General features: G+C 42.9%; 9 protein-coding genes. 4 read left to right on the top strand and 5 right to left on the bottom strand.

Annotated features, from left to right (window positions below):
• Positions 1 to 40: 40 nt before the first annotated feature.
• The 3 genes from K5609_RS05510 to sstT all read right to left on the bottom strand — a co-directional run bounded on the left by K5609_RS05510 (position 41) and on the right by sstT (position 4727).
• The gene (locus K5609_RS05510) at positions 41 to 1171 is read right to left on the bottom strand and encodes a tetratricopeptide repeat protein (RefSeq protein ID WP_221076312.1); all 1131 of its coding nucleotides are present in this window, start codon (positions 1169 to 1171) and stop codon (positions 41 to 43) included.
• The gene (locus tag K5609_RS05505) at positions 1171 to 3021 is read right to left on the bottom strand and encodes a DUF3857 domain-containing transglutaminase family protein (protein ID WP_221076311.1); all 1851 of its coding nucleotides are present in this window, start codon (positions 3019 to 3021) and stop codon (positions 1171 to 1173) included. The genes K5609_RS05510 and K5609_RS05505 overlap by 1 nt, the downstream gene beginning before the upstream one ends.
• Before the next feature lie 482 nt (positions 3022 to 3503).
• The gene (gene sstT, locus K5609_RS05500; protein ID WP_221076310.1) at positions 3504 to 4727 is read right to left on the bottom strand and encodes a serine/threonine transporter SstT; all 1224 of its coding nucleotides are present in this window, start codon (positions 4725 to 4727) and stop codon (positions 3504 to 3506) included.
• Between the two features lie 425 nt (positions 4728 to 5152).
• Between sstT and K5609_RS05495 the strand changes: the two genes are divergently transcribed.
• The 4 genes from K5609_RS05495 (at position 5153) to K5609_RS05480 (ending at position 10433) form a co-directional block, all read left to right on the top strand.
• The gene (locus K5609_RS05495; RefSeq protein WP_221076309.1) at positions 5153 to 5905 is read left to right on the top strand and encodes a TetR/AcrR family transcriptional regulator; all 753 of its coding nucleotides are present in this window, start codon (positions 5153 to 5155) and stop codon (positions 5903 to 5905) included.
• 235 nt (positions 5906 to 6140) lie between these two features.
• A complete protein-coding gene (locus K5609_RS05490; RefSeq protein WP_221076308.1) occupies positions 6141 to 8456 on the top strand; it encodes an efflux RND transporter permease subunit in 2316 nt (771 codons plus the stop codon).
• Positions 8425 to 9243, top strand: coding sequence for an outer membrane lipoprotein-sorting protein (locus tag K5609_RS05485; RefSeq protein WP_016400901.1), 819 nt, complete (start codon positions 8425 to 8427; stop codon positions 9241 to 9243). Before K5609_RS05490 ends, K5609_RS05485 begins: the two co-directional genes overlap by 32 nt.
• Positions 9243 to 10433 (top strand): hypothetical protein, encoded by a 1191-nt coding sequence (locus tag K5609_RS05480; RefSeq protein ID WP_246611946.1) that lies wholly within the window; start codon positions 9243 to 9245, stop codon positions 10431 to 10433. Before K5609_RS05485 ends, K5609_RS05480 begins: the two co-directional genes overlap by 1 nt.
• Before the next feature lie 163 nt (positions 10434 to 10596).
• Here the strand turns inward: K5609_RS05480 and K5609_RS05475 are convergent, their stop codons facing one another.
• Positions 10597 to 11028 (bottom strand): hypothetical protein, encoded by a 432-nt coding sequence (locus K5609_RS05475; protein WP_221076307.1) that lies wholly within the window; start codon positions 11026 to 11028, stop codon positions 10597 to 10599.
• Between the two features lie 109 nt (positions 11029 to 11137).
• Entirely contained in the window at positions 11138 to 12124 is a 987-nt protein-coding gene (locus K5609_RS05470; RefSeq protein ID WP_221076306.1) for a hypothetical protein, read from the bottom strand.
• Between the last annotated feature and the right edge of the window lie 56 nt (positions 12125 to 12180).

Below are 12180 nucleotides of genomic sequence, written 5' to 3'. Positions count from 1 at the left end.
AAGACCCTTAGTTTGCTGTGGGTCTTTTATATTATCTATATCAAGCGGCGTTCTTTAGGTAAGTTTGATAGCGAGTGTAAAAGCGAGAATTAACAAAGTCATCCCCGCCCTCAACTTCAACCAAGTCCTGACGAGAGTACTCAACAAAGAAGCGGTCTCTAAGCACGTTTAGCAATAACTCACTTTCTTCAAAATCTTTTGTTTTCAACGCGAAATCCAATAACCAAAAGTAACTATACACATCGTAAGGGTGGTTTAAAATGCCATTGCGTAGCACTGTTTTCGCTATATCCGCTTGACCATCTAAAAAGTGAATAGAAGCAATTTCAGCCTGAATTCTTGGGTCTTCGAAAACCGCGGTAGGAAGCTGCTTGAGACAATCTATGGCTGCTTGATAATTACCGGTGTCAGTATAGTAACCATAAAATCGAGGGTGAATTGGTTTTTCTGATTGCATGAATTCCGAAAACGCCAATGGTAACTCGGCGAATTCTTGCTCGGCTAAATAAGTCGTTAAAACACCTAATACCAAATTACTTTGTTGGAATTCCTTAGAAAGGCGTTGGTAAGCTAAAGGGACTCGCTCTGTATCCCCATTTATAGCCAACTTAACAAAACTATTTAAACGTTTCTCTACTTCTGTAGAGGTGTTGGCGGCGACTAATTGAGCTGCCATAGAAAACATCGAGCTAACCCCCATGGTAAGCAGAGTACTTTCGATATCAACGAGCTTATTGTGACGCCAGGTTAACGTGTAATAAGCAAAGTAATCCCCTTCTGTCGCTCGATAATAACTGATTTTTTTATCATGCTGGTTAAGTTCACCGCCAACGTAACTCCATTGCAAATTAGCTTGCTCGCTTAACACGTAGATAAAGCGATCATTTAGTCTTTCAAGAGATTTGTTCATATCACTTTTAGATACCGAGTCTAAACCAAGCTCTGCGTCAAGATAATCGGCACTGACGTCAAGATTGATTTTTGAGCGAAGAGCCTGCTCAGTATTTTGATTGAGAGCATCTACAAATTGGATGTAAAACCGTTCGCTATCGTAATTATGCACATTGGCCGACTTATTATGAGCCGACAAAGCGTTCTGCTGACTATCTACCTCGGTGACTGCACAAGCATTTAGCAGCAAGCAAACAATTAAAGTAACAAAAATTTTCACTAATTCAGTTCCTTAGCATTAGCCTGCTTCAAAGATAATAAGTAGTTGACTAGCTTAGCCACAGAATCATAAGTGTCTTCTTCTGTTACGTTGGTTACGCTATACCTAATACTTAAGCGTTTGCGCGCTTCTCGTATAAATTCAATGTACTGCTCTGTATCTTGCGGCGGTACAGAACGAGCTTTATTAGTGTAAGCATGGTCAAATGAAATAGTCCTATTCTTATAATCAAAGCTTGAGCTCAGCTTTATATATTCATTCTCCTCTGATCTATGGCTTTTTAAACTAGAAAAATCAACATCTTGAGGTAGAACCAGCTTAGAGACCTGATAAACGGAAATAGGCGAGCCCAAAGCAAGAGACTGCAGACGATTAACTTTTTCTGGGATGTAAAGATAATCATCAACAAAATCAGAATAGAGCTCAAAGACGGCTTCTCCATCCTCGATCGTCCAAAACTCAGGCACTAAGTAAGATTCATAAATGGTAAGCTGATTAGTGTTAACATCATCCTCTACTTGGATCGCTTGTAAACGGCTAAGCTTTGGATACAACCGTTGATAGTACTCCAAGTACTCTTTCGACATACGTTTAGCACTTTTGCTGGCAACTCGGTAGCGCATTCTATCGGCTTGAGTCCCGGTATAAGTAGCTTTAATCAATAGCTCTACCGGTGATTGGTAGTCGGCTGCTTTATAAGTTTGTTCAAATATAATCCGATTATCTATAGCCAAGTAGTCAGGCACTTCTGACAAATTGGTGTTTCCTTTAGCCACGACTAAAGCGTCGCCTAAAGAAGACTGCACAATATAGTTTAAGCCCCTAGCTTGATAGTTTTTCGTCGGATCAACCCAGTACTCTTTCCCTTCAAAATCAAAACGAACGATAGCATGATTAAATAAATTGTAAGCAGGAATAAAATCTCGAATTGTCTGGCGGTTATAGGTGGAAACTAAAACAGGATCTGCGTTTATCCCCAAAGACTTAAGCGCAGTGACTAGTAATAGCGATTTGTCTTTGCAATCACCGTAGCGGTTATCAAATACTTCTGCAGGGGTATGTGGTCGGTGAGAGTTTTCTCCAATCTCTACACCTAAATAGCGAATGTCTTGTTGTACAAAGCCAATGGCTTGCTCAATTGCAGCTTTAGTGGGTAAGCTTTTTAAATCGTCTAACCAATGATTTAGTGCTGTTGAATTTTTTGCAGAGTATTCGAATAAGCCCAAAGCCCAATTGTTTACCTCCGCCCAATCTTCAAAATTACTCACCAACCAATATGGCTGAGAAAACTCCCAAGACGGCTCATCGCCATCAGAATAATAAGCGGGAATATCAACTAATGTTAAAGAATATCGAGTGTCAGTTGCTCGTTTATCAACCTTTACCTGTGTATCAGTTTTTATCAACTGATGCTTTAACCGGCGCTTATTCGAAGCAATAACACTAACATTGACTTGTTTTACCTCAATGCCCCAGCCCAGTTTAAAGAAAGCGCTATAGTAATCATCGAACACTGGATTTGTACCGACAACACTATAACTATAATCAACCACATCACCGGCTCTCACATCTTTTAACCAAAGTTGTAGCTGTTTATGCCCAGAATAAATCTTGTTACTTTTCTCCGGTTCAATATCAACTAGCCGCACATCTTCTTCAAATAATCGCGATCTAGGCTCTCCCTGCCGAATAACCTCAACATTATGTATTACCACTGTTTGATAATCAGGGCTAAAGGTAATATTTATGTCCGAATTATCTTCAACACCTGCGGCATCATTAACTTGATAACGATAATGGTTATAGCGCTGAGCTTCAGATAAATTTAAGTTTACTTGAGTATCAGACAACAAATACTCTATGGACTCCACGCCATTACCCACTTTTGGCGAATTAACCGCACTTTGAACCCAATCTGGAACCGCGCCAATTTGCCAATAGTTAGCTTGATTAGCCAAAGCCAATGAGTGCGGCAACCAAAAAACAAATAGTGTGAGAATTAAACGAGAGGATCTAAGCAAATCAATCACTGCGCTTCCTTATGCATATTGATAAGTAAGACATAATAATGACTCGATGCTAAAAAGAACAGTTCGCTAATGATTGATAGCGTATTTTATTAGGCAAATCCCCAAAAATGACGGCATCATCGCATCTGCAACCAAAACAAAAGAGAAAGACAGAAGTTCTTCAAAACCAAATCTAGCAGGTCAATTAGAGGACATATCAATTCAATGCAACAAACCTTAACTAGTGCCATCAATGCAGATTACGAGTAACAATAAAAAGGATGGCCTAAGCCATCCTTTTTCACGTCAGTTTAGAGAGCTTGTTAAGCTTTTTCTTCAGCAGCCTTACAACAAGCAGCCGTAAACAATACATCGGTAGAGCTGTTTAGCGCGGTTTCGGCAGAGTCTTGCAATACGCCGATAATAAAGCCTACTGCAACCACTTGCATGGCCACATCGTTAGACACACCAAATAAGCTACACGCTAATGGAATAAGCAATAACGATCCACCAGCAACACCCGAGGCACCACAAGCAGACACCGCTGCCACTACGCTCAGTAACAAGGCAGTAGCAAAATCTACTTGAATACCCAAGGTATGCACTGCCGCTAGCGATAACACGGTAATGGTAATTGCAGCACCGGCCATGTTAATAGTGGCACCTAGTGGGATAGACACCGAGTAAGTATCCTCATCTAGCTTTAAGCGCTGAGCTAAATCCATGTTTACTGGAATGTTCGCAGCAGAGCTACGGGTGAAGAAGGCAGTTACGCCACTTTCACGTAAACACTTAAATACTAATGGGTATGGGTTTTTGCGGATCTTATAAAATACCAATAGCGGATTCATCACTAGGGCAATCAGCAACATAGAGCCAATTAATACCAACAATAGTTGGCTATAGCCTAGCAATACCGAGAAGCCGGTTTGCGCAATAGTGTTTGCCACCAAGCCAAAAATACCAATTGGCGCTAAGCGAATAACAAAACGCACAATGCTTGATACACCCGCAGCCACGTCATTAAACAAGGTTTTGGTAGTGTCCGATGCGCTATGCATGGCAATACCTAAACCAATTGCCCACGCTAAAATGCCAATGTAGTTGCCATTCATAATGGCGCTAATTGGGTTATCGACAATTTTAAATAGTAAGGTGTGTAATACCTCGCCAATGCCTTGCGGAGGATTAGCCGAGGTTTCGGTGCTCACTAGCACTAACTCGGTAGGGAACATAAAGCTCATGGCTACCGCCGTTAACGACGCGGCAAAAGTACCAAATAAATATAAATAGATAATCGGACGAAGCTGAGTATTTTGGCCTCGTTTATGGCTAGCTACTGAGGCCGCTACCAACACAAAAACCAATACCGGCGCTACGGCTTTTAAAGCGCCAACAAAAAGGCTACCTAACATGCCAATAGACGTAGCCGCACTAGGTGCTAAAACGGCTAAAATGCTACCGGCGATAATACCGATAAGGATCTGCAGCACTAAACTGCCCTGGGTAATAAATCGTAATATGCTGTTGTTTGATTGTTGTTTCATGCTTCTTATGGTCCTTTCGTGAAGCTATATAATTGGCGAAGGCGTAACCTTATAGGATGAAACACCATAATCACAGACAATAACCACATTAAATTGACACATCGCAAAAACTTTTCACTCACCTAAGTTGTATAAGCAATATACAAGTAAGGTTTACACCTAAAAGCCCAACATTTTTAGCTATCGCTCAACTAACTTAGTGTTGCAACTTGCCCTTAAGCTCAGTATTTACTTACACTTTGATCAGCTGTTCAGGTTTTTGTGGCAATTTTGCAAGTCGTCATTGGCTAAATAAACAGGCGCTTAAACTAAATTAAGCACCAAAAGCAAAACATCAAACATAAATAAAACTTGAACAATTAATCATCAAAGCGTATAACTTGACGAATCGTCACATTGTGACGAAGTGTCAATAACGAGAAAAAATGAATACCAAAACCAGAAAAGCCCAAGAAATTGCCAACCGCGAAGAGCTGCTGCTAGATATAGCACTGGAGCTGATGGCTGAAACCGGCTTTGCTGGCCTTACGATGGATAAGATTACCCAGCGTTCGCAGTATTCAAAAGGCACTGTGTATAACCACTTTGCCTGTAAAGAAGATGTATTGTGTGCCTTGTGCTGTCGCTCTATGCGATTACAAATAGAGCTATACCAACGGATTAATGATTTTGCTGGTAGCACTCGAGAGAAGATGATTGCAATGGCCTATGGCTACCGTTTGTTTAATCGTCTTTACCCCACTCTGTCGATGGTAGTGTTAAGCATGAAAACACCTAACATCATGGAGAAAACCTCGAGTATTCGCAGTACCAGCGTAAGTGAACACGAAAACAAAATTGTCGGTATTGCGGTTAAGTTAATTGAAGAAGCAGTAGCTTTAGGTGAAATACCAGCCAGCCAAAATGTAGATGCCAATGCTGCTACATTTGCCGCTTGGTCGATGGCCTTTGGTACTAATGCTTTGAGCAGCGCGGTGGTAAATAAATCCAGCAAGTTTTGCTCTGCTGGTTTCGACAGCCAATTCGCCCTGCTTTATAACATTAACTTATTGTGCGACGGGCTAAATTGGCAACCGCTGTCACAACAGCAAGACTACCTAGCAACATGGCAGCGAATAGGCCAAGAGCTTTACGCTGACGAACTGGCAATACTAGAGAAAAACGAAACACTGTACTAAGCGCTTTACGCAAGCAGGCAATTAGCTCACAAAGTTTTTGTCAGCGAAACAAGAAAAAGTGCCAAGTTGTTCTACTGTTGTTAAGTGGAATAATAAACGCACGCATTTAGATTCAAATAAGCCGCCGATTACTGCGGTTTTTTAAGCAAAGGAAGTGACGATTCGTCAATTTTAGACAAATCGTCATAATTCACTCTAAACCAATTGAATGGTGCAATTGGTAAAGGACAGGGCTATGGAAAAGAAATTTTTTAATCAAGTGATTGCCAGACCTTGGCTAACACTCATGTTATTAATGTTAGCCGTTGTAGCAATGAGCTCTGGCGGACGCTTTCTTACCTTTGTAGGCGATTACCGCATTTTCTTTGGTGAGGACAACCCTCAGCTGCAAGAATTCGAAAGCATGCAAAAGGTGTTTAATAAAACCGATTCGGTCACCTTTGTTATCTCCCCTAACGAAGGCGATGTATTCAACCCGCAATCTCTCACTCTCATTAAAGAGCTTACCGACGACTCTTGGCTTATTCCCAACTCTACTCGGGTCGACTCCATCACCAACTTTCAACATACCGAAGCCGTAGAAGATGACCTTTGGGTAGAAGACTTATTGCTAGAGCTAGATATGCTAGATGCAGAAAAAGTATCTAAAATTGAGCAAGTTAGCTTAAGTGAACAACTGCTAGAAAACCGCTTAATTAGCCTAGATGGGCGCGTAGCAGTAGTGGCTGCCACCATCACCATCTCCGAAGACGATATGCAGGCCGAGGTACCTAAAACCTCGCAATTTGTACGTGAGCTACAAGCCAAGTATCAGCAAGCCTACCCAGAACATAAAATTTTGCTCTCTGGCATGATTATGATGAACAACAGCTTCATCGAACAAAGCCAGAAAGACATGTCCACTTTAGTGCCGCTAATGTTCTTACTCATTTTGGTGATGCTAGCCATTTTACTGCGCTCGGTATTAGGCATGCTAGCTACCTTAGTGGTCATTGTAGTGACTATTGCCAGCACCATGGGCATGGCCGGTTGGATGGGTTTTGCACTAAATACCGTTACGGTAAATGTGCCCACCATGGTGATGACCTTAGCCGTGGCCGATTGTGTGCACGTTATCGCCTCTATGCTCTACGAGATGCGCCAAGGTAAATCTAAAAAAGAAGCTCTCGCCTTTAGTTTAAAAATAAACAACCGCGCTATTTTCCTTACTAGTGCCACCACTGCGATTGGTTTCTTAACCTTAAACTTCTCAGATTCACCGCCGTTTCAAGCCTTAGGCACCATTGTGGCAGTGGGTGTAATGTTGGCCTATGTGTATGCACTTACCATTTTGCCTGCCCTGCTTAACATTCTGCCCATTAAACAAACGCCAAGCATTAGCAGCCGTTCAAACTACGACCGCTTAGCAAACTTTGTGATTGATTCTCGCAAGTGGCTAATGCCGGTTACCCTAGTTGTGATTGTTGGCTTCTTAGCCATGATCCCACGCAACCAACTTAACGACGTGGCTACGGAGTACTTCAGCAAGCAGGTGGACTTTCGTCAATCCACAGACTTTATGGAGGAAAATATATCCGGGATTACCACCATTTCTTATGAAATAAGAAGCGGCGAAAGCAGCGGCATTAACCAGCCCCACTACATGCAAAAAGTGGCTGACTTTAGCGCTTGGTTACGCCAACAACCAGAGATCGACAACGTAAATAGCATCTCCGACATTATGCGTCGTTTAAACAAAAACATGCATGGTGACGACCCAAGCTATTACCTAGTGCCCGAAGAGCGCGAACTCTCTGCCCAGTATTTATTAATGTACGAAATGAGCTTGCCCTACGGCTTAGATTTAAATAACCAAATCAACGTAGATAAATCGGCAACGCGCTTAACCATTACCACCAAAAACATGGGCTCTATTGGCATGATAGCGCTAGAGCAACGTTCCTTAGATTGGTGGCAACAAAATGCGCCCGAGTACCGAGTAATCGCCGCCAGCCCTAACTTAATGTTTGCGCACATTGGCGAGCGCAATATGCCGCAAGCCCTCAAAGGTGCGTTTTGGGCACTGGTGCTTATCTCGGTGTTAATTGGTATTTCGCTGCGTTCACTGCGGCTCACCTTTATTAGCTTGCTACCTAACCTAGTACCAGCAGGCATTGGCTTTGGTATTTGGGCGCTAATTGATGGCAACATAAACCTTGGTTTGTCGATTGTTATTAGCGTTACCTTAGGCATTGTGGTCGACGACACTGTGCACTTCCTTACCAAGTATCAATATGCCCGCAAGCAAGGTAAATCAGCCGAAGACGCAGTGCGCTACGCCTTTGTAACCGTAGGCAAAGCACTGGCTATTACTACCGCGGTATTGGTGGTTGGCTTCTCAGTATTAATTGGTTCAACCTTTACTATTAACTCCAATATGGGGCTACTTACTTCTATTATTATTGCCGTAGCCTTAATCATCGATTTCTTACTACTACCATTACTCTTGATTAGTTTTGACCGTGCAAAGGGAGCAGAAAATGCAGCAGCACTTCAACAAAAAACCGCTTAGTATGTGGCTTAATCGTGCCGCAGTTATCTGTATTAGCCTGTTGTTTAGCCAACAAGCATTAGCAGAAACCGCAGAAGAAAAAGGCTTACGCATCGCTCAAGAGCGCAAAGCCTTTGATTTAGGTTGGGTTGATTCGAAAGCCGACACAGAAATGGTGCTGTACAACGCGCAAGGCGATAAAAGCACCCGCTCTATTCGCATTCAATCTTTAGAAGTAGAAGGCGACGGCGACAAAGCCTTAAGTGTGTTTGACCACCCAGCCGATGTTAAAGGCACTGCCTTTTTAAGCTTTTCTCACGCCCTAGAGCCCGACGAGCAATGGTTATACCTACCTGCCTTAAAACGGGTAAAACGCATTGGCTCACGCAACAAATCGGGCCCTTACATGGGCAGTGAGTTTGCCTTTGAAGATCTAAGCTCATTTGAAGTAGAAAAATACACCTACACCTACTTACGCGACGAAACCATTGCCGGCTTCGACAGCTATGTGGTGCAAAACGTACCAGTAGATAAGTACTCAGGTTATACCAAGCAAATCACCTGGATGGACAAAGAAGCCTACCGCGTGCACAAAGTAGAGTTTTACGACCGCAAAGGGCAGCTACTAAAAACCCTCACCATGAGTGATTACCAAGTGTATGCCGACAAACATTGGCGTCCGTCTAAAATGTTGATGGTGAACCACCAAACCGATAAAAAAACCGAAATGTTCTGGAATAATTATCAGTTTAAAACCGGCGTAAAAGAATCAGACTTCAATAAAAACAAGCTTAAGCGAGCCCGCTAATGAACGCACAATACACGAAGCTAGCCCTAGCGTGTAGCCTAACGGCGCTTAGTTTAAGCAGTACCGCCATGGAGCTGCGCGGCAATGTGGCGGGGCAATATCGCGGCTTTTTCGAGCAAGGTGCTTTCGCCGGTCAAGACCAGCAACACCAAGGCTCAATAAGTGCCGAGCCCGAGCTTTACTGGGAGTGGAACGATGGCATCGACAGCATCACCTTCACGCCTTTTGCACGAGCCGACTCCATGGACTCTGAGCGCACTCACGCCGACATTCGCGAGCTTAAATGGCTGCACCTAGCCGACGAATACGAGCTGGAAATAGGTATAGCCAAAGTGTTTTGGGGCGTAACCGAAACCCAACACTTGGTGGATGTGATAAACCAAACCGACTTTATCGAATCGCCCGATGGCGACGAAAAGCTTGGCCAACCCATGTTGCACTTTAATACCTATCAAGACTCAGGCATTTGGGATGTATTCATTTTACCGGGCTTTAGAGAGAGAACCTTTGCCGGCGTAGATGGCCGCTTTCGCCCACCATTGCCGGTAGACCAAGATAATGCCCAGTATGAATCGGGCGCTAAAAACAAACACGTTGATCTAGCCCTGCGCTGGGCGCAAACTTTTGGCGACTGGGACGTAGGCACCGCCTATTTTCGTGGCACCAACCGCGATCCACTGCTAATTGCTAGCGCCGACGGCACTAAACTTACCCCTTACTATGAGCAAATGGACCAACTTGGCGTAGACCTACAAGCCACCATTGGTGATTGGTTATGGAAGTTTGAAGGCTTATATCGCAATACCAGCAGCAACAGTTACACCGCTGCTGTAGGTGGTTACGAATATACCCTAGTGGGTTTATTCGACAGCATTGCCGATTTAGGGCTACTCACCGAATACAACTGGAATAGTGACGGCAAAGAGGCCACGTCTACCTTTCAAAACGATCTCTACCTAGGCGCTCGCTTAGTATTAAACGACGCGCAAAGTACCGAGTTTTTGTTAGGTGGCGCTATAGACCTCGACTACAACACCAACGTAGTCACCCTAGAAGCCAGCCGCCGCTTTGGCGAAAACTGGAAAGGCGAGCTAGATCTTTGGTACATCGACGCCGATGACCTTGCCGACCCAACCTACGCCTTTAGCAAAGACAGCTTTGTACAAGTAAACATGGCCTACTTTTTCTAAAAGCCACACAGGAAAGAGTTGCAAAAAAGCCCTCGTTGTTGAGGGATTTTTGTTGGGGGTGAGTAAATGAGTGGGTTGAAAAGTTGCGCCTAATACGGCGGCTTGTGTTAGCGCGTCCAGTCACGCAGTAGCGTCGCTGCCTAGAGTCGTTTGCTCTTCTTATTCATCCTGTTGTAAACCAATACAACAAATAATAGTGCGTACAATTTTTTAGAATTACGCCAAAACCAGTCACTTCTAGATTCTCTAGATACCATACACCTTGATACATACAGTTATCATTTATTGTTTGTTGGGCTGGCAAGTCATTTGCCCAAGCTCTCAGCTCACGCAACTTGCCTGTGTTAACCTTTTCAAATTCACATTCGAGAAAACTTGTCAATTCAATAGGCTTGCCACCAAAATATGCATCTATCTTATATAGTGCCATACTGGTAAAAGCTTCTATTGAAGCTACATCGCCTATAAGTGCTGAACAAGCAAAAAGATACTCAGTCTCACCATCTGTTAAATCAATTGCCTTAAAGTTCAGCGCCCCTAGAGACTTTGGCAAGTCCAAATTTTTGAGGTTTAATATTATTGCTTCAATGTTCATAGTTGTGTAGAGCTAACGCCTGCAAAAAGGTGCACTACGCAAAACCAGCAAAGCACACCAAACTCCATACCAAAACCGCTGAGTGTAACGGGTCACCTTAATTGCTTTGTTAAGCGCTGCTTGCCAAATACTCTATTGGTAAACCAAATTCAGTACGCAATGTGTTTATGTACTGACGCTCTAATATAGTTGCTGAATTCGGACCAACAATGATCATCTTTTCGGCTCGTTCACTCTCTGGCCAATATGAGTACTCTAGGATTTGACCTAACGCTTGTCGAATACATGCTCTAGCTGTTGATGCTGTTTTTATTTCATAAAACCAGAAGCTGCTCTCATTTTTCACAACAAGGTCAATACTACCACTAATACACTTTATCTCTGTCCCGACATTGTCAGCACCATGCTCCAGTGACAATTCTTCATAGAGCTTCAGTTGTAGATCATTATGCCTTAATCTAATATTCAGTTCTTTTTCTACGATGGTTCCACTAGTACTAGATAATTTCGCCGTACAACCTGAAGTAAACTTAAAACAAGTTGGCTCATGAAATTTAGCTTCAGCAATCGGTTGTTTTTCAGTATATAAATATAGTGGCAACAAGCGATCAAGCGTTTCTAAAACAAGCTGGTAATTGATTTTTGTGATGTCCTGCTTTCCACCTAAAAAGATGAAAAGTCCCTCACGTACATTTTCTTGAGGTATCGGAGAGGGCATGTAGTCAGAGCTTCTCGCTCCTTCAAAGTGCCACATTCTAAGTTCTGAAAAATGATCACCGAACTCCGACATGTATTCATTGAATAACGATATTTTCGGTATCAGTACATCAATGTCAGGGAGTGATTGGCTACATTCCAATGAAAAGGCTACACCATATCTAAGTTCGGTGCCTTCAATGCCAATGTTGAACTGTAGTTCTTTTCTACCTCCGTAGTGCCAGCCCCACTCTTCAAAGACTGTTCTGTAGTCAAAAAGTTGCTTCGAGGGTAGCCTCTTTAACTTTTGGATGTTTTTTCTTATGTCTTGAAGCTTGCCTACTTTGTAGTTGTGCGCTTCACTATTTATTTTATTTGCAATGTCTTGGAGTGATTGCATGTTGAACTCCATTTGCGCTTAACGCCGCATTAAGCGGACAAAAATAGTGGGTTAAA

The sequence above is a fragment of the Agarivorans aestuarii genome (assembly GCF_019670125.1).
Lineage (GTDB): Bacteria > Pseudomonadota > Gammaproteobacteria > Enterobacterales > Celerinatantimonadaceae > Agarivorans > Agarivorans aestuarii.
Note: the sequence above shows the minus strand (reverse complement) of the source record. Positions and strands in the feature narration are given on the sequence as shown.